This is a genomic window from Actinoalloteichus caeruleus (genome assembly GCF_049311605.1).
Taxonomy (GTDB): Bacteria; Actinomycetota; Actinomycetes; order Mycobacteriales; family Pseudonocardiaceae; genus Actinoalloteichus_B; species Actinoalloteichus_B caeruleus.
Map to the genome: position 1 here is coordinate 3,925,544 of NZ_CP186005.1, position 18,041 is coordinate 3,943,584.

Below are 18,041 nucleotides of genomic sequence, written 5' to 3' on the forward strand. Positions count from 1 at the left end.
GGCGAGGTCGATCGGCACGGCAGAACCGGCTGGGCCAGACTTGACCCGTCTCCCGAACTGACCTTGCACCGTCGCGAGATGGAGTGTTTGACGTGACCGCACCTGCGAGCCAGGACAGCTTCGGCGCGCGCGGCACGCTCACCGTCGGCGACGCCTCCCACGAGGTGTTCCGACTGAGCGCGCTGCCCGGAGCCGACCGACTCCCGTTCAGCCTGAAGATCCTGTTGGAGAACCTGCTCCGCACCGAGGACGGCCAGAACATCACGGCCGACCACGTGCGGGCGCTGGTGAACTGGGACCCCAAGGCCGACCCGTCGACCGAGATCCAGTTCACCCCGGCCCGGGTGATCATGCAGGACTTCACCGGCGTCCCCTGCGTGGTGGACCTGGCCACCATGCGGGAGGCCGTCGCCCAGCTCGGCGGTGACCCCAGCAAGGTGAACCCGCTGGCCCCGGCCGAGCTGGTCATCGACCACTCGGTGATCGCGGACATCTTCGGCAGCCCGGACGCCTTCGAGCGCAACGTGGACCTGGAGTACCAGCGCAACCGCGAGCGCTACCAGTTCCTGCGCTGGGGCCAGAGCGCGTTCGACGAGTTCAAGGTGGTCCCGCCGGGAACCGGCATCGTGCACCAGGTGAACATCGAGCACCTGGCCCGGGTCGTGATGACCCGTGGCGGGCAGGCCTACCCGGACACGCTGGTGGGCACCGACAGCCACACGACGATGGTGAACGGCATCGGCGTGCTGGGCTGGGGCGTCGGCGGGATCGAGGCCGAGGCCGCGATGCTCGGCCAGCCGGTCTCGATGCTGATCCCCCGGGTGGTGGGGTTCAAGCTGCACGGCGAACTGCCCTCGGGCACGACCGCGACGGACCTGGTGCTGACGATCACCGAGATGCTGCGGGAACACGGTGTCGTCGGCAAGTTCGTCGAGTTCTACGGGTCGGGCGTGGGCGCGGTGCCGCTCGCGAACCGCGCGACCATCGGGAACATGAGCCCCGAGTTCGGGTCGACGTGCGCCATCTTCCCCGTCGACGGGGAGACCATCGACTACCTCAAGCTGACCGGTCGGTCCGCCGAGCAGGTCGCGCTCGTCGAGGCCTACGCCAAGGAGCAGGGGCTCTGGCACGACCCCGACGCCGAGCCGCTGTACTCCGAGACCCTGGAGCTGGACCTGGGCACCGTCGTGCCCTCCATCGCCGGCCCGAAGCGCCCCCAGGACAGGATCGAGCTGGCCGCGGCCAAGCAGGCGTTCCGCAACACCATCGGCGAGTACGTCAGCCCCGGTGAGTCCGTCGTGGACGAGGCCGTGGAGGAGTCCTTCCCAGCCAGCGACTCGCCCACCTACGCCCACGCGGATGACGAGGGCGGCAAGCCCCGGACCGTGCTGTCCGCGGCGAACGGCGCCGCCGGGCGTCCCAGCCGTCCGACCAGGGTCACCACCGAGGCCGGCACCTTCGAGCTCGACCACGGCGCGGTGGCGATCGCCGCGATCACCTCGTGCACCAACACCTCGAACCCCTCGGTGATGATCGGGGCGGCGCTGCTGGCCAGGAAGGCCGTCGAGCGGGGCCTGTCCTCCAAGCCGTGGGTGAAGACGACCCTCGCCCCCGGCTCCAAGGTCGTCATGGACTACTACGAGCGGGCGGGGCTCCTGCCCTACCTGGAGAAGCTCGGCTTCAACCTGGTCGGTTACGGCTGCACCACCTGCATCGGCAACTCCGGGCCGCTCCAGGAGGAGATCTCGACGGCGGTGAACGACGCCGACCTCGCCGTGGTCTCCGTCCTCTCCGGCAACCGCAACTTCGAGGGCCGGATCAACCCGGACGTCAAGATGAACTACCTGGCCAGCCCGCCGCTGGTGGTGGCCTACGCGCTGGCCGGCTCGATGGACCTCGACCTGAGCACCGAACCGCTGGGCACCGACCAGAACGGCGAGTCGGTGTACCTGTCGGACATCTGGCCCTCCCCGCAGGAGGTCCAGGAGGTCATCGGCTCGGCGATCTCGGCGGAGGGCTTCAGCGAGGGCTACTCCGACGTGTTCGCCGGTGACGACCGCTGGCGTTCGCTGCCCACCCCCGAGGGCAAGACCTTCGAGTGGGACGCCGACTCCACCTACGTCCGCCGCCCCCCGTACTTCGAGGGCATGGGCATGGAGCCCGAGGCCGTCACCGACATCGCCGGTGCCCGCGTGCTGGCCCGGCTCGGCGACTCGGTCACCACCGACCACATCTCGCCGGCCGGTGCCATCAAGGCCGACTCCCCCGCCGGTCGCTACCTGCGGGAGCACGGTGTCGAGCGCAAGGACTTCAACTCCTACGGTTCCCGTCGTGGCAACCACGAGGTGATGATCCGGGGGACCTTCGCCAACATCCGGCTGCGGAACCTGCTCCTCGACGACGTCCAGGGCGGCTTCACGAGGAACTTCCTGGCCGGCGGTGAGCAGACCACGATCTACGACGCCTCCGTGGCCTACGCCGAGGCGGGCGTGCCGCTGGTCATCCTGGCGGGCAAGGAGTACGGATCCGGGTCCTCCCGCGACTGGGCGGCCAAGGGCACGTCGCTGCTGGGCGTCCGCGCGGTCATCGCGGAGTCCTTCGAGCGCATCCACCGGTCGAACCTGATCGGGATGGGGGTGCTCCCGCTCCAGTTCCCGGAGGGCGAGAGCGTGGAGTCGCTCGGGTTGTCCGGTGTCGAGACCTTCGACATCAGCGGGGTGACGGAGCTGAACGACGGTTCCACCCCCAGGACCGTCCGGGTGACCGCCACCGGGGAGGACGGGCAGCGGGTCGAGTTCGACGCCGTGGTCCGGATCGACACCCCGGGCGAGGCGGACTACTACCGCAACGGCGGCATCATGCAGTACGTGCTGCGGAAGATGGTGCGCGGCTGATCCAGGCGTGCCGAGCGCGGCGGCGCGGTGACCCCCGAACCCGGGCGGTCACCGCGCCGTTCTCGTATCGCCGGGCCCGTGCCGACGGCCCCGACGGCGGTCCGGTGCTGGTGCGTGGCGCCCCGCTGGGTGTCAGCAGCCAGCCGGTACCCAGGAGCACTCGAGGACGGACTCGTCGACGCCGGTCGCGGGGTCGTCCGAGGGCGACACCGGAGCGCCGGTGGCACGCGACATGGGCAGTGGCCGGTCCTCCGCGCCCCGGTACTCCGCCAGCCGGACCGCGACGGCGTCCTCGACGTCGCGCGGGCTGGGCGAGAGGTAGTTGTTGGACAGGATCGAGAACACCAACGGTTGGCCGTCGGTGGCGGTGACGTACCCCGACAGTCCCGTCACGCCGGTCAGGGAACCGGTCTTGGCCAGCACGTTGCCCTCCGCCTCCGTGCCGGCCATCCGCGACCGCAGCGTGCCCCCGACCAGGCGGTCGGGATCGCCGGCCACCGGTAGCGACGCCAGGAACACCTCGAACCAGGGCTCCTCGCGCGCCTGGACGAGGAGGTCGGCGAGCTGGCCGGCGGTCACCATGTCCATCCGGGACAGGCCCGATCCGTCGACCATCCGGTAGCCGGCAGCGGGCAGGCCCAGCTCGGCCAGCTCCTCGGAGAGGACCTCGGTGCCGGCCGCCCAGGTCCCGGAACCCCGGAGCTCGGCCCCCAGGGTCTTCACGAGGATCTCGGCGTGGCCGTTGTTGCTCAGCTTCATGAAGGGCACCAGCAGTTCCCGCAGCGGCATCGACTCGCGGACCGCGAGCTGAACGGCGTCCTCCGGCGTCGCGCCACGGCGGATCCCGCCGTTCACCCTGATCCCCGCCTCGTCGAGAGCGCTCCGGAGCACGTCCGCCGCGTACCCGGTGGGGTCGTCGACGGTGCTGTACCGCTCCACCGGGCCGGAACCCGCCGCCAGCGAGCCCCGCACGACGATGTCGTTGCCGCCCCGTCGCCGTTCCACCGCGAAGCCGGCCGCGTCCTCCGCCATCGCGGTGGTGGACTGGTTGACGACCCGGACGTGGTCGGTCGGGGGTACCACCTCCACGGTCGTCGGGTCGCCGGGCTGGTCGCCCGGCACGACGCGCACGACGACGGTCCCGGAGTCGTAGTCGGTGTCCGGCGCGACGGTGAGCGCGGAGATCTGCGCCGAGTAGTAGTACGGCTCGTCGTCCCAGGACCAGCCAACCCCCAACGGGACCTCGTCGAACCAGGTGTCGTCGGCCACCAGGTCGCCGCGCACGACCCGCACCCCTGCCTCGACCAGCCGTTCGGCGAGTTCCGCGTAGTCCTCGGCCAACATGGTCGGGTCGCCGGTCCCCCGGAGGTGGAGGTCGCCAGGGAGGGCGCCTCCCCTGGGCGGGGAGGCGGCGTGCAGGCTGGTCGTGAACCGGTGGTCGGGGCCCAGCGCGGACAGCGCGGCCGCCGCGGTGAGCAGCTTGCCGTTGGAGGCGGGGAGCAGCAGGTCGGAGCCGCCCCGGTCGTACAGGGTCTCACCGGTCTCCGCGGACCGCACCACCACCGCGGTCCGCGCTCCCGCGAGCCGGGGATCGTCGAGGATGCGGTCGAGGTCGGCGGTGAGGGCGGCGCGGCCGGTGGGGTCGGACGAGGCGGTCGCGGTGACGGCAGCCCCGGCGAGCAGCACGAGGCTGATCCCGAGCGCCAGGAGTGAGGTCGGTCGTCTGGCCATCGCTGCCTCCACGAGTGTGCGTGAGCCCCCGACGAGCCGAAAAAGCGTAGCCAGCCGGAAGAACCAAGGTCAACGTCCAGGTGGGCGGCTCCGTGACGCGCCAGGGTGACCCGTCGCCCGCCGGTGGCCGTGGGCGGTGTTCGCTGGCGATATCGGGCGACGGGACGGCGCGGTGTCCTCCGCCACACCCACCACGGGGTCGGGGTCGGCCCGCGAGCCCGTCGTCCCCGCCGATCTCGGTGCCCGCCCAGCGGACAGGCCGGGGCCCACCACCCCAGCTGGCCACCTCCGCGCTGGTCACCGAGGGGTTCGCTCCCGGTCCTGGCCGGGGCTGCCAGTGTCGTCACCCGGTGCTCGGGTCAGCCGGCGGAGGAGGTGGTACCGCGCGGCGGGTGGGCGCGGCCCCGAGTCCGCCCCCGGTCCGCCTCAACGGGCTGTTCCCACCGGGCACCACACGTTAGGGTTGCGCCGGCCCGCAGGCGGTCATGTGACGGAAGCACCCTTCCACGAGCCGGAACATCGTGTGGCGTGGGCACGCCACACCTGGCTGCCGGGAAGGGGCTTCACCTGAGTTCGGGAGGAACGATGTCGCTGGCCGCCCTGTTCGTGGCAGGTCTGATCGTCATGGTCGGGGCGACCATCCAGGGAGCGGTCGGTCTCGGCATGAACCTGTTGGCCGCGCCGTTCCTGATCATGATCGCTCCCGAGTTGGTACCGGTCCCCCTCCTCGTGGTGGGGACGCTGCACGCCGCCATGACCCTCGTCCGCGAGCACCGCTCGACCGACTGGGGCGGCGTGGGTTGGGCGATGATCGGTCGGGCGGCGGGCACGGCTGTCGGGGTCTGGGCGGTCGTCTGGTTGCCGCAGCGCGAGTTCTCCGTGGTGGTGGGCGTGTCAGTGCTGGTGTGCGTCGTCCTCTCCGTCCTCTCCTGGCGTCCCAGCCCGACTCGTGGGGCGCTGCTGGTGGCCGGCACCGCGGGTGGCGTCTTCGGTACCGCCTCCTCGATCGGGGGTCCTCCGGTGGCCTTGCTGTACCAACGGGAGAAAGGGCCGAAGGTGCGCGCCACGATGGGCGCGTACTTCTGCCTCGGCTCGACCTTGTCCGTCCTGGCACTCGCCGTCGGCGGTCAGGTCGGCACGACGGAGTTGGTCGCCGCCGCCGCGTTGCTGCCCTTCCTCCTGGCGGGCTTCGCCCTGTCGGGTCCGCTGCGGCGGGTGGTCGACGCCGGTCTCCTCCGCCGCGCTCTCCTGGGTGTCACCGCCTTCAGCGCCGTGCTGTTGATCGCCCGCAGCCTGTTCTGGTGACCGCCAGGGGCCCGTCCTGGTCAGGGGCACGCCCACCGATCGGGCCGTGGTGAGCGCTGGCCGCCCCGGTCGGCCGGACGCCGACGTCGGCGGTCCGGCACCGCCCCCGCACCGGCCTCCACACCGGACGTCGGTTCCCGGTGCCACCGCCGGAACACGGGAACGCGCCCTCCGGTGCCGGCGGGACCGGTGACCGCGCCCGGCCGCTCGCCCGTCACCAGAAATCACCTCATCAGGCAAGTGATCGGTCCCCTGAGCCCCCGATAGGCTGATCTCCGGCAGGCAGTGCACATTCGGGCTCGGCACCACGGCCCGCTCTGGGTGAGGCGAGGATGACAGGACAGTCCCGTTCCGGCGGCAAGCAGCAGAACACCACGGTGCGGTCCGTGCTCATCACCCTGGTGGCGGTGGCCCTCGTGGTGGTGGGGTACGTCGCCCGCGACCACCTGCCGTTCCTCGACGACCAGGAACAGGAGATCGGGTCGGGCCAGGGTGCTCCCACCCCGGGAGACGCCGACGGCGCGGCCGCCCTGCTCGACGAGCTGGAGATCGCCGCCGAACGCCCGATGCGCGGGTACTCGCGGGACCGCTTCCGGCACTGGATCAGCCAGGGCGACAACTGCAACACCAGGGAGACCGTGCTGGTCCGCGACGGGGTCGACGTCGTCACCGACGAGGAGTGCCGCTCGCAGTCCGGCACCTGGCACAGCGTGTACGACGACGAGGAGTTCGACGACGCCTCGGACCTGGACATCGACCACGTGGTACCACTCGCCGCCGGGTGGCGCAGCGGCGCGGACGAGTGGGACGACGAGCGGCGCGAGCGGTTCGCCAACGACCTCGACACCCCGCAGCTGATCGCCGTGTCGGCCTCCTCGAACCGGGCGAAGGGCGACCAGACCCCGGACCAGTGGAAGCCGCCGGCCACCGGGTACTGGTGCACCTACGCCCAGGACTGGATCGCGGTCAAGCACCACTGGGAGCTGACCGTGACCGAGCCGGAACGAGCGGCGCTGCTGGAGATGCTGGACCACTGCTGACCGAACGGTCCGCGACGTTCCCCGCCCCGGACCGCGCGTGTCGCCGGCACGGCGTCGACGACGTGCGACCGGAACCGCGCCCAGCGCCGCTCAGGTCGCGGCGGCCAGGAACACCGTGAAACCGTGCTCCGGATCCGTCCACTCGGCGTTCACCGCGAACCCGACGTCCGCCAGCTCGGACCGCACCCGCTCCGGTCGGAACTTCGCCGAGATCTCCGTCCGGATCTCCTCTCCCCCGGCCAGGTCGAGGGTCAGGTCCAGGGCGCCCAACCGGACGCGGAGCGGACGTCGGGCGCGCAGCCGCATCTCGATCCACTCCTCCTGGGGGTCCCACCGGGCCACGTGCTCGAAGGCGTCGACGTCGAAGTCGCCGTCGAGTTCCCGGTTGAGGACGCGGAGCACGTTGCGGTCGAACTCGGCCGTGACTCCCGCCGGGTCGTCGTAGGCCCGCAGCAGCGTCGCCGGGTCCTTCACCAGGTCCGCGCCGACCAGCAGCCACTCGCCGGTCCGCAGGTGGGACCGCACCGTGCGGTAGAAGAGCCGGCGCTGGTCCGGGTCGAGGTTGCCCACCGTCCCCCCGAGGAACGCCACGAGGCGGGACCCCTCGGCCGGCAGCGGGCCGAGTTCGCGGGTGAAGTCGCCGAGCACCCCGTGCACGTCCAGCTCCGGGTAGTCGGCGGCGATCTCGGTGCTGGACTGGCGGAGTGCCGACATCGAGATGTCGACGGGCACGTACCTGCGCAGGTCGCCGAGGGCGGTCATCGCGTCCAACAGGAGGCGGGTCTTGTCCGCGGAACCCGATCCCAGCTCCACGAGGGTGTTCGCCCTGGCCGACACCGCGATCTCGGGTGCCGCCCGCCGCAGGACCGCGCGCTCGGCCCTGGTCGGGTAGTACTCCGGCAACTGGGTGATCTCGTCGAACAGCTCGCTGCCCCGGCTGTCGTACAACCACGTCGGTGAGATCCACCGGGGGACGTCGGTGAGCCCCACCCGCACGTCGGCGCGCAACGCCTCGGCTGCCGCCCGCTCGTCGAGGCGGACGTCGAAGACGGGGCTCCTCACGAGATCACCGCCCCTGCCGGTGCCAACGGTTCGACCCGCAGGTGGTGCAGGTTGCCCTGGATGAGCGAGCCGTCCGGGACCTGCTGCCAGGTGGGCTCCTCACAGGTCGGTTCGGAGGCGATCGTCAGCTGGTGGCCGAGGTCGTGCCTGACCCACAACGAATGGGTCCAGGTGGTGGCGACGACGCTGGTGCCGTCGATGAGGAGCAGGTTGAGCCGGGATTCGGGGGCGAGGTCGAGGACGGTGGTCACGAGGTCGGCGACGGCCTCCGGTGGTCGTTCGCCCGCGTGGAGCCGTCGCGCCAGCAACGCGCACAGCAGGGCCGTGTCGGTGGCGGCGGGCAGGGCGGCCAGCGTGGCCGGGGGAAGGGTGGCGGCGAGGGCGTTGACCGAGTCCGGCCAGCCGGCGATGCGGCCGTTCAGGCTGAACAGCCACCGGTCGATGCGGAAGGGGGCGCACGCCGCCTCTCCCGGTGCCATCCCGGTGGTCGCCGAGCGGATCGCCGCGAGCACCGCCCCGGCGGACAGCCCGCCGGCCAGCTCGGCGAACCCGGGGTCGGCCCAGATCGCCCCGGCGCGCCGGTACCGGACGGGCGGCCCCGGCACGCTCGGGTACCAGCCGACACCGAAACCGTCGGCGTTGACGGTGCCGCCACCGCGCATGTCGCGGGGCGCCCACGACTGCCGGTACAGGGAGTGCTTCGCCGCGACCACCACGTCGTGCAGCGGGATGGCCGGCCCCAGGTAGGCCAGGTGTCGGCACACGGTCAGTCCACCTCCTCGGGGCTGGCGTCCCGCGCGCAGCGGAACCCGGCGAAGATCTGCCGCCGCCCCGGGTAGTCCCAGTTGCGGAAGGTGGCCCTGGCGACGGCGTGGTCGGTGCCGAAGCTGCCGCCCCGCAGCACGCGGTACTCCTCGCCGAAGAACACCTCGGAGTACTCGCGGTACGGGAAGGCCGCGAACCCCGGGTAACCCCGGAACGGGGTGCTGGTCCACTCCCACACGTCGCCGAGCAGTTGGTGGACGCCCAGTGGCGACGTCCCGGCCGGGAACGCCCCGGCGGGGGCCGGGCGCAGGTGCCGTTGGCCGAGGTTGGCGTGCCGGTCGGTGGGTGCCTCGTCGCCCCAGGGGTAGCGGCGGGTCTCCCCGCTCCTCGGGTCGAACCGCGCGGCCCTCTCCCATTCGGCCTCGGTGGGCAACCTCCTGCCGCACCAGGTCGCGAACGCCTCGGCCTCGTGGAACGACACGTGCACCACCGGCTCCTCGGGGGACACCGGTTCCCAACGGCCGAACACCCGCCGCCACCACCGCCCGTCGCCGTCCCGCCGCCAGAACAGGGGCGCGCGCAGTGCGGACGCGAGGCACGCCGCCCACCCCTCCTCGCTCCACAACTCGGGCCGCTCGTAGCCGCCGTCCTCGATGAACTCGACGAAACGGGCGTTGGTGACGGCCTTCGTGTCCAGGTGGAAGGCGGGCACGCGCACCGGGTGCCCCGGCCGTTCGTTGTCCAGCGCCCACGGCTCCACCGACGTGCCCATCGTGAACGTCCCCGCCGGGACCAGCACCTCGTCCGGACCAGGCGGCACGGAGGGACCGGGCACCGGCGGTGCGGTCAGCACCGGCTCGCCGCTCCGGAGTTGGTGGGTGGCCAGCATCGTCTCGTCGTGCTGCTGCTCGTGCTGCACGATCATGCCGAACGCGAAGCCGTCGGCGACCAGGCGACGCCCCCGCAGCGGAACGCCGGCCAGGACGTCCAACACCTTGGCCCGCACCGAAGCCACGTACCCCCTGGCCTCCACCGGGGAGAGGAGCGGCAGGGCCGGTCGGTCCGCCCTCGCGTGGCGGAACGCGTCGTAGAGGTCGTCGATGTCGGGTCGGAGGGGGACGCGACCCCCGACGTCGCGGACCAGCCACAGCTCCTCCTGGCTGCCCACGTGGGCGAGGTCCCACACCAGGGGGGACATCAGGGGCGAGTGCTGCCGGCGGAGGTCACCGTCGTCGACGGCCTCGGTCAGGTACCGGGTGCGCCGGCGTGCCCGGTCGAGCTCCCGCGCGACCCGGTCGCGCAGGGCGTCCTCGTCTCGGCGGTCAGGTCCCACGCTGGTGCCGGGTGGGGAGAAGGACATGGGTCGTCACCTCCGGTCAGGCGCCGAGCACCCGGGGTACCCGGGTGTGGACGAGCTGGTCGGTGCGCCGCACGACGTGGTCGAGGACCGGTGGCGGCAGACCGAGGTCACGCAGGCCCTGGAGGGCCAGGGTGAGGACGGACGTGGCGGTCCTGGCCAGCACCGGGTCGTGCAGGCCCTGGCAGGCCGCGGTCAACCAGCGGCCGCGAGCGGGTTCGGTGAGTTCCAGCAGCCGGTCGACGGTGCGATCCCGCGCGAACAGGGCGAGGACCAGGGCGGCCGGGACCACCCAGTCCTCGTCCGGCTGGATGTCGAGGTAGCGGATCTCCAGGTAGCCGCGCGGTCGGACCGGGGTGAAGAGCATCGTCAGGTGGTAGTCGAGGTCCTCGAACGTGGGCCTCCGGTGGAGCGCGCCGTCGATCCAGTCGCCGAAGGTGACGCCGATCGGCGTCGGCCACGGCTCCTCCCGCTCCCGGACGCACAACACCGGGGTCTCCAAGGCCCTCCGCGCCCAGGCTGCGCCCGGGTCGGCGGACGGGCCGCCGGGGCGGGTGCGGGGTGGGTCGGTGTTGTACAGGGTCAGCATCCTGGTGGAGGCCCACCCGCTGCGGATCCCGCTCAGGGTCGGCGAGTTGGCGAACGCGGCGAGGAAGACGGGACCCAGCGCGTGGACCGCCGCCCACCTGGCGGCCACCTGCCCGCCCTCCCCGGCGTCCAGGCACACCTGGAGGCCGGCCGTGCTGCACATCATGGTGAGCCCCGCCGGTCCCCGGCGGTTGAAGTTCGTCTCCATGGCCGCGTAGCGCGGGGTGCGCAGGAGGCGCCGCACCGGACGGTGCGGGTCGGTCCCCTGGCTCCCGAGTTCGAGGCCGACCGCCGCCAGCAGGCGGCGGAGCTGGTCGATGTCGGCGGAGGTGGCCGCGATCAGGTCGGAGGCGGCCGTCCTCGGCGCCGTGGAGATCTCCACCTGCCCGCCGGGCTCGACGGTGACGACCGACCGAGCGGCGAGGGGGACGTGGGGGCTGTCCGGTACCAGTGAGGGTGGGGCGTGCGGACCCAGGGCCAGCGCGAGGTGCTCCGCGCGTACGGGCCGGGTGGGATCGTCGTGGTGGTGGACCGTCCATTCGAGCTCGACTCCCGCCAGCCGCGGTGGGCCGTGCTTGAAGCAGACGGAGGCGACATAGGCCTCGGCCTCCACGCGGCTGCGAATCCTGGCGGACTCGACGTTTCCGGCCGGACGTGCGCTGCTGACCACATCCCGCGGGTTCCGCGTGGACGCCATCGACATCACCCCAGGTAGTCGGACGACTACCGAAACTACACCTCATCCGCGGAGCGCGCATCCCCGTCAGCGAGCCGGGGCGGTGTGACCGAGGACGCGCCGGCGGAGGTACCGGCTGGTTGGACCTCGATGTCGTCGACTGCGACGATCTCCCCATGCCACGGGTCAGCCAGGACCACCTCGACGCGCGCCGCCGCCAGATCCTGTACGGGTCGCGGGCGTGCTTCGCCCGTCACGGATACGAGGGGGCCACGGTCCGCAGGTTGGAGGAGGCGACCGGGCTGTCCCGAGGCGCGATCTTCCACCACTTCAAGGACAAGGAGTCGTTGTTCCTCGCCCTCGCCGAGGACGACGCGCACCGGATGGCCGAGGTGGTGGCGGAGCAGGGCCTGGTGCAGGTGATGCGCAACCTGATCGCGGCCCCGCCGGACGTCGAGGGCGACGCGCACCCCTCCTACCTGCTGGGTACGCGGCTGGAGGTCTCCCGCCGCCTCCGCACCGACCCGGACTTCCGGGCGCGGTGGGCCGAGCGGTCGAAGGAGTTGACCGTCGCCACCCGCGAGCGGCTGGCCCGGCAGCGCGCGGCGGGCAAGCTGCGCGACGACGTCGACATCGACGTGCTCACCAGCTACCTGGAGCTGGTCCTGGAGGGGCTGGTCTCGCACCTGGCGATGGGTCTGCCCGCCGACGACCTCGAGCCGGTGCTCGACCTGGTCGAGGAGTCGGTGCGGCGGCACAGCGCCAGGGCGTGACGACCGGGTCGGTGGTGGTCGGCCCCCGACGACGTGCCCGGGTTCAGCGCACGCCGTGCATCCGGCGCCGGATCAGCGGGGCGGCCAGGACCAGGGACACGCCGAGCAGCACCGCCACCAGCCCGAGCACGCCGAAGTAGAGCAACTCGGACTCCGGGGAGTACAGCCGGACCAGCTGGGCACCGACACCCGAACCGGCGGCCACCGACAGCATGAAGAGCCCCACCATCTGCGCGGCGAAGGCCCGGGGTGCCAGCGAGGTGCTGACGGACAGCCCCACCGGGGAGAGCAGCAACTCCCCGCAGGTCATGACGACCAGGGCCCCGGCCAGCCAGAGCGGGTTGGCGCCCTCCTCGGGCAGGGTCGCGCTGGCCAGCATCATGACCAGGAACGACACCCCGACCAGGACGAGACCGCCGGAGAACTTGGTGGGCGTCCCGGGCTGCCGTGCGCCCAGCCTGGTCCACAGCAGGGCGAACAGCGGCGCCAGCAGGAGGATGGCGACGGGGTTGACGGACTGGAACCAGCTGGGCGGGATCTCGAAACCGAGGAGGTCGCGGTCGACCCTGCTGTCAGCGAAGGCCGCGATCACGGTGGACTGCTGCTCGAAGAGCGTCCAGAACATGACGCTGGCCACGAACAGGGGCACGAAGGCGAGGACCCGGTCGCGCTCGACCCGGTCCAGGCGCCGGCTGCGCAGCATGACCCAGAAGTAGCCGACGGGCAGCAGCACCGACAGCAGGCTCAACAGGTTGACGACGCGGCCGGAGGTCAGCCAGCCGCCGAGGGCGAGCACCGCGAGCACCCCCGCCGCGGCCAGCGCCGCGAGGCCGAGCCGGGGCAGCAGCCACCGCCGCTCCGCGGGTTCGAGCGGGTTGGTGGGCTCCTGGCTGGCCTGCCCGAGGTGCTTCCGGCCGAGCACGTACTGGACGAGGCCCAGGGCCATGCCGATCGCGGCAAGCCCGAAACCGAGGTGGAAGTCCGCCCTGCTCGCCGCCAGCCCGGTGAGCAGCGGCGCGACGAAGCTCCCCAGGTTGATGCCCATGTAGAACAGCGAGAAACCGGCGTCCTTGCGCTGGTCACCCACCTGGTAGAGCGTGCCGACGATGGCGGTGACGTTGGACTTCAGCAGTCCGGTCCCGACGATGATCAGGCCGAGCCCACCCGCCACCCCCGCCATCCCGGGAACGATCGCGAGCGTGATGTGCCCGCACATGATGAGCACCCCGCCGTAGAGCACCGCTCGTTGCGTGCCGAGCAGCCGGTCGGCCACCCAGGCACCGGCGACGCTGGCCATGTAGACCGCGGACCCGTAGGCGGCGACCAGCGCCAACGCCGACGACCGCGGCATGCCCAGGCCGCCGTCGACGGCCGAGTAGTAGAGGTAGTAGGCGAGGATCGCCCGCATGCCGTAGAAGGAGAAGCGCTCCCACATCTCGGTGAAGAAGAGGGTGGCCAGGCCCCGTGGTTGCCCGAGGAAGCCGCCGTCCGACTTCCCTCCGTCGCTCCCGGTCACCGCGCACCTCCCCCGCCGGTCCACCCGGACGGACGCCGCTCCGGCCTCCCCACCGTGCGGTGACGCGCGGTCGGGCACAACTCGGAACGAGGGCGACACGGGCGGTGACGGACAGTGGGCGAAATCACGGAACGTGCGGCCCGCAACCTCCTGAGGAGGGGAAATGCGCCACGATCCGGCGGGCAGGGCGTCCAGTTTCCGCCCGTTCACCCTTACACTGGCTGCGTTTAACACCAACTCGAATACTGAGGAGTGATGACTTCCGTGCCGGAAGCCGACTCACCCGGTAGCAGTAGCAAGCCGGGTCACCAACCCGGCTGTCCCAGCCCGGCCGCCCCCTTCCGGGGTGTCCGATGAACGACGTACTGATCAGCGTTCTCCTTCTCCTCGGCGTTGTCGTGATCACCGCGGGCACCTTCGTCTGCGTCGCCGCCGAGTTCTCCCTGACCACGCTGGAGCGGAGCACGGTCGACACGCACGTGCGGCAGGTCGGCGACCGCCGGGCGCGCAACGTGCAGCAGGCCCACCGCACGCTGTCCTTCCAGCTCTCCGGTGCCCAGCTGGGCATCACCATCACGACCCTGGTCACCGGGTACATGGCCGAGCCGGCCATCGCCCAGCTGATCAGCCCCGGCCTGAGCGCGCTCGGGATGCCAGAAGGCCTCGTGGGCGGCCTGTCACTGGCCATCGCGCTCTTCCTGGCCACCTCCCTGTCCATGATCTTCGGGGAAATGGTCCCGAAGAACCTGGCCATCTCCCGTCCGCTGGCCACCGCCCGCGCGGTCGTCGGCGTCTACTCGGCGTTCACCCGGATCTTCCGTTGGGTGATCGACGGCAGCAACAACGCGGCGAACTGGCTTGTCCGCAAGCTGGGGGTCGAACCCATCGAGGAGCTGCGCTCGGCGCGTTCCCCGGAGGAGATCAGCTCCATCGTGCGGGCCAGCGCCGCCCAGGGCACCCTCGACGCCGGTACGGCGGCGTTGCTGGGCAGGTCACTGCGGTTCGGCGAGCGCACCGCCGGTGACCTGATGACCCCCCGCGTCCGCATCGCCTCCCTCGGGCCGGACGCCACGGTGGACGAGCTCGTCGAGCTGGGCCGGCGGACCGGGTACTCCCGCTTCCCCGTGCACGGTGTCGACCTCGACGACGTGCGCGGCGTGGTGCACGTCAAGCAGGCCTTCGGGATCCCGGCGGCCGAGCGAGGCAGGATCCGGGTGTCGTCCCTGGCCAGGCCGGTTCCCACCGTTCCGGACTCGCTGGACGGTGACACCCTCCTGAACCGGCTGCGTGGTTCGGGGCTCCAGCTGGCGATGGTCGTCGACGAGTACGGCGGCAGCGCCGGCCTGGTGACCGTGGAGGACGTCATCGAGGAGATCGTCGGTGACGTGCGGGACGAGCACGACCGGCGCGAGGTCCCGGCCGTTCGCCCGCTGGGCGAGGAGAGCTGGCTGATCTCGGGCCTGCTCCGGGACGACGAGCTCGCCGAGGCCACCGGCCTGGTGTTGCCCGAGGGCGACTACGAGACCCTGGCCGGGTTCGTCCTCGACAGGCTCGGCCGGATCCCCTCCGTGGACGACGACATCGCCGTCGAGGGCTGGCAGCTGACGGTCACCCGGATGGACCGCCACCGCATCGCCGAGGTGCGGGTGGTGCGGACGGAGGCGGCGCGAACCCCGGCGCTGGAGGGGGCCGTTTCGGCCCGTGAGGAGGTCGCACGGTGAGCGGTTGGGTCGCGATCACGCTGATCGTCGTGTTGCTGGCGCTGAACGCCTTCTTCGTCGGCGCCGAGTTCTCCCTGCTGTCCTCCCGCCGGGACCGCCTGGAGGCCATGCTCGAACAGGGCACCACCCGAGCGCGGGTGGTGCTGGACGCGGGGAAGAACGCGTCGCTGATGCTGGCCGGTGCTCAGCTGGGCATCACCATCTGTTCACTGGCGCTGGGCCGGCTCGGCGAGCCGGCGGTCGCGGTGATGATCGAACGGGCGCTGGGCCCACTCGCGATCCCGGCGTTCCTGCTCCACACCATCGCGTTCATCATCGCGTTGTCCCTGGTGGGCCTGGCGCACCTGCTGATAGGTGAGATGGTCCCGAAGAACCTGGCCATCGCCACGCCGGAGCGCCTGGCGCTGTGGCTGGTGCCGCCGCACGTCCTCTTCGTCCGGCTGACCAAGCCGCTGATCTCCCTGTTCAACGTCGCGGCGAACGGGGTGCTGCGGCTGGCGAAGGTCGAACCGAAGGACGAGCTGGGCTCGGCCTACACCTCGGACGAGTTGGCGCTGCTGATCACCGAGTCGCGCAAGGAGGGCCTCCTGGACGACTCGGAGCACCGTCGGCTGGCCAAGACCCTGTCGTCCGCCGAGCGCACGGTGGCGGAGGTGCTCGTACCGACCGGTGAGCTGACGACGCTTCCCCGGAACCCGACCGTGGGGGACGTGGAGCGGGTGGTGTCCACCACGGGCTTCTCCCGCTTCCCCATCCTCGACGACGAGGGGGGTCTCGCCGGTTACCTGCACGTGAAGGACGTGTTGGACCAGGCCGGCGCCGACCCGTCGACCCCGGTCGCGGCCAGCCGCGTCCGGGGCCTGCCGGTCGTGTCCGCCGAGGACCGTCTCGACGACGCCCTGACCACGCTCCGCCGGGCGCAGAGCCACCTGGCGAGGGCGGTCGACAAGGACGGTCGCCTGTTGGGTGTGGTGGCACTGGAGGATCTGTTGGAGGAGTACGTCGGCACCGTGCGCGACGCGATGCACGTGGGTGCTCACTGACAGTGCGCGACCGGGAGGGGGGTGGCTCTCGCCACCCCCCTCCCGCCTGTCCGGGTCGTCATGACCCCCGGTGCCACGCGCGAGGCTCACCGCTGCCCCCCGGGAGTGAGCCGACGCGGCGGGCGCGGCGCCCGCCGGGTAACCATTACCCGACTGCCGCCCGCCGGGGTTAACGTTGCGCAACCGGATTAACACGTCCCTTGCCTCTCATGGGCTAAGGTCTTCGGGAACCAATGCGGCTTCGTGGAATCAGCCACGCAATTTTCGTTACCTTTTGAAGCCATCTGACACGAACAGGTGGCTAGAGAGGACACTTAATGGCGCGACATCGCGGAACTGGACTCGGCTTCCGACGGAAGATCGCCGGTTGGCCGTTGTTCGTCCTCGGTCTCGTGGTGGTCTCCGTCCTGGGCGTCATCGGCTACGGCGCGCTCAGCGACATGGTCGACCGGCGTGCCGACGCCGAGGCGGAGAACTGTTCGGCGGGTGAGCTGGTCCTGCCCGTCACCGTCACGGCGAGCATGACCGAACCGGTCACCGCAGCGGCCGAGCAGTGGAACGCCTCCTCGCCGCGCGTGCAGAACCACTGCGTGCGGGCCGAGGTGCACACCGCGTCATCCGCCGCCGTCGTCGACGGGCTCACCGGCGAGGAGTGGGACGAGGAGCTGGCGGGGCCTCGGCCCGCCGCCTGGATCCCCGACTCCACGGTCTGGACGGACCGCCTGGCCAGCGAGAACAACGCCGTCCTCGGATCGCAGCCGCAGATCGTCGCGAGCAGCCCGGTCCTGCTCGCCGTGCCGGCCGCCGGCGCGGCCGCCCTCCAGGAGGGCGAGGCGACCTGGGAGACCGTCGCGGGGATGGCCCTCGCCACCGGTTGGGGCGGTGTGCAGCGCGCGGAGTGGGGCACCTTCTCCCTGGCCGTGCCCGACCCGGCGATGAACCGCGCCAGCCAGCTCGCGCTCCAGGCCGTGCTGGCGACGAGCAGCGGGTCCGAGTCCGGCCCGGTCACCGAGGACGTCCTCGACGGGGCGAGCGCCCAGCAGCACCTGGCGGCGGTGGCCGGAGGGCAACCCGCCGACGTGCCCAGCACGGGCCGGGAGGCCCTCCAGATGATGGACGGCGCGGACACGCCCCTCACCGGCTCGCTCGCCGCGGTCCCGGTCGCCGAGGTCGACCTCTACCGGCGCAACGTGGGCAAGGACGGGGCGGACGCGCCGCCCGAGGCCATCGTGGGCCTGCCGCTGGCTCCCACCCCGTCCGTGCAGTTCCCGTTGGTGTCGGTGAAGGACGCCAGCGGCGACACCGCGACCCTGCGCGCGGCCCAACGGTTCGGGGACTTCCTCACCGAACGAACGTCACAACGCTTCCTCGCCCAGGCCGGGTTCCGGGTGGCCTCGGTGACCGCCTACCCGGACCCCTCCCCCGGGTTGTCCTGGACCACGCCCATGGACACGCTCGAACCCGCCGAGCGCGCGGTGACGGGCGCGGTGACAGCGCGGTGGCGGGAACTGCTGGGTACCTGACCCCTCGGCCGTGGGCCGGGCACTCCCCACCGGAGACGCCCGCCGGG

General features: G+C 71.8%; 13 protein-coding genes. 7 read left to right on the forward strand and 6 right to left on the reverse strand.

What is annotated here, in order from left to right; translation table 11 throughout:
• The first annotated feature begins 92 nt into the window (after positions 1-92).
• Entirely contained in the window at positions 93-2,894 is a 2,802-nt protein-coding gene (locus ACOJVX_RS15705) for an aconitate hydratase (RefSeq protein WP_026418768.1), read from the forward strand.
• Between the two features lie 132 nt (positions 2,895-3,026).
• On the opposite strand, the gene dacB is transcribed toward ACOJVX_RS15705, so the two are convergent.
• Positions 3,027-4,625 carry a D-alanyl-D-alanine carboxypeptidase/D-alanyl-D-alanine endopeptidase gene (gene dacB / locus ACOJVX_RS15710; protein WP_422646880.1) on the reverse strand — a complete coding sequence of 533 codons (1,599 nt, stop codon included), beginning with the start codon at positions 4,623-4,625 and terminating at the stop codon, positions 3,027-3,029.
• 585 nt (positions 4,626-5,210) lie between these two features.
• On the opposite strand from dacB, the gene ACOJVX_RS15715 reads away from it, so the two are divergent.
• Positions 5,211-5,930: a sulfite exporter TauE/SafE family protein gene (locus tag ACOJVX_RS15715; RefSeq protein ID WP_103056538.1), complete on the forward strand. Its 720-nt coding sequence runs from the start codon at positions 5,211-5,213 to the stop codon at positions 5,928-5,930.
• Between the two features lie 332 nt (positions 5,931-6,262).
• On the forward strand, positions 6,263-6,970 hold the full coding sequence (locus ACOJVX_RS15720; RefSeq protein ID WP_026418764.1) for an HNH endonuclease family protein: 708 nt from the start codon (positions 6,263-6,265) through the stop codon (positions 6,968-6,970).
• 90 nt (positions 6,971-7,060) lie between these two features.
• Here ACOJVX_RS15720 and egtD read toward each other — a convergent pair whose 3' ends face one another.
• From egtD to ACOJVX_RS15740, 4 genes are read right to left on the reverse strand one after another with little or no spacing between them, the layout of a single operon-like run.
• The gene (gene egtD, locus ACOJVX_RS15725) at positions 7,061-8,032 is read right to left on the reverse strand and encodes an L-histidine N(alpha)-methyltransferase (protein ID WP_026418763.1); all 972 of its coding nucleotides are present in this window, start codon (positions 8,030-8,032) and stop codon (positions 7,061-7,063) included.
• On the reverse strand, positions 8,029-8,796 hold the full coding sequence (gene egtC, locus ACOJVX_RS15730; RefSeq protein ID WP_026418762.1) for an ergothioneine biosynthesis protein EgtC: 768 nt from the start codon (positions 8,794-8,796) through the stop codon (positions 8,029-8,031). The genes egtD and egtC overlap by 4 nt, the downstream gene beginning before the upstream one ends.
• Before the next feature lie 2 nt (positions 8,797-8,798).
• Positions 8,799-10,157 carry an ergothioneine biosynthesis protein EgtB gene (gene egtB, locus ACOJVX_RS15735; protein WP_051713044.1) on the reverse strand — a complete coding sequence of 453 codons (1,359 nt, stop codon included), beginning with the start codon at positions 10,155-10,157 and terminating at the stop codon, positions 8,799-8,801.
• 16 nt (positions 10,158-10,173) lie between these two features.
• Positions 10,174-11,439: a glutamate-cysteine ligase family protein gene (locus tag ACOJVX_RS15740; protein ID WP_030105998.1), complete on the reverse strand. Its 1,266-nt coding sequence runs from the start codon at positions 11,437-11,439 to the stop codon at positions 10,174-10,176.
• A 155-nt stretch (positions 11,440-11,594) separates the two neighbouring features.
• Here ACOJVX_RS15740 and ACOJVX_RS15745 point away from each other — a divergent pair, with 155 nt between their 5' ends.
• On the forward strand, positions 11,595-12,191 hold the full coding sequence (locus tag ACOJVX_RS15745; RefSeq protein WP_026418759.1) for a TetR/AcrR family transcriptional regulator: 597 nt from the start codon (positions 11,595-11,597) through the stop codon (positions 12,189-12,191).
• Between the two features lie 43 nt (positions 12,192-12,234).
• On the opposite strand, the gene ACOJVX_RS15750 is transcribed toward ACOJVX_RS15745, so the two are convergent.
• Positions 12,235-13,707 (reverse strand): peptide MFS transporter, encoded by a 1,473-nt coding sequence (locus ACOJVX_RS15750; protein ID WP_422646881.1) that lies wholly within the window; start codon positions 13,705-13,707, stop codon positions 12,235-12,237.
• Between the two features lie 353 nt (positions 13,708-14,060).
• On the opposite strand from ACOJVX_RS15750, the gene ACOJVX_RS15755 reads away from it, so the two are divergent.
• From ACOJVX_RS15755 to ACOJVX_RS15765, 3 genes are all read left to right on the forward strand, one after another.
• Positions 14,061-15,428, forward strand: a complete 1,368-nt coding sequence (locus ACOJVX_RS15755; protein WP_026418757.1) for a hemolysin family protein — start codon at positions 14,061-14,063, stop codon at positions 15,426-15,428.
• Positions 15,425-16,471, forward strand: a complete 1,047-nt coding sequence (locus tag ACOJVX_RS15760; protein WP_026418756.1) for a hemolysin family protein — start codon at positions 15,425-15,427, stop codon at positions 16,469-16,471. The genes ACOJVX_RS15755 and ACOJVX_RS15760 overlap by 4 nt, the downstream gene beginning before the upstream one ends.
• Positions 16,472-16,788: 317 nt before the next feature.
• Complete coding sequence (locus ACOJVX_RS15765) at positions 16,789-17,994, forward strand: substrate-binding domain-containing protein (RefSeq protein WP_051313935.1); 1,206 nt, start codon at positions 16,789-16,791, stop codon at positions 17,992-17,994.
• Positions 17,995-18,041: the final 47 nt, after the last annotated feature.

Bases quoted from the DNA above. Each gene is read 5' to 3' on its own strand.
- ACOJVX_RS15740 (WP_030105998.1), bottom strand. From the start codon at position 11,439: ATGGCGTCCACGCGGAACCCGCGGGATGTGGTCAGCAGCGCACGTCCG.
- dacB (WP_422646880.1), bottom strand. From the start codon at position 4,625: ATGGCCAGACGACCGACCTCACTCCTGGCGCTCGGGATCAGCCTCGTG.
- ACOJVX_RS15715 (WP_103056538.1), top strand. From the start codon at position 5,211: ATGTCGCTGGCCGCCCTGTTCGTGGCAGGTCTGATCGTCATGGTCGGG.
- ACOJVX_RS15720 (WP_026418764.1), top strand. From the start codon at position 6,263: ATGACAGGACAGTCCCGTTCCGGCGGCAAGCAGCAGAACACCACGGTG.
- ACOJVX_RS15745 (WP_026418759.1), top strand. From the start codon at position 11,595: ATGCCACGGGTCAGCCAGGACCACCTCGACGCGCGCCGCCGCCAGATC.
- egtB (WP_051713044.1), bottom strand. From the start codon at position 10,157: ATGTCCTTCTCCCCACCCGGCACCAGCGTGGGACCTGACCGCCGAGAC.
- ACOJVX_RS15765 (WP_051313935.1), top strand. From the start codon at position 16,789: ATGGCGCGACATCGCGGAACTGGACTCGGCTTCCGACGGAAGATCGCC.
- ACOJVX_RS15755 (WP_026418757.1), top strand. From the start codon at position 14,061: ATGAACGACGTACTGATCAGCGTTCTCCTTCTCCTCGGCGTTGTCGTG.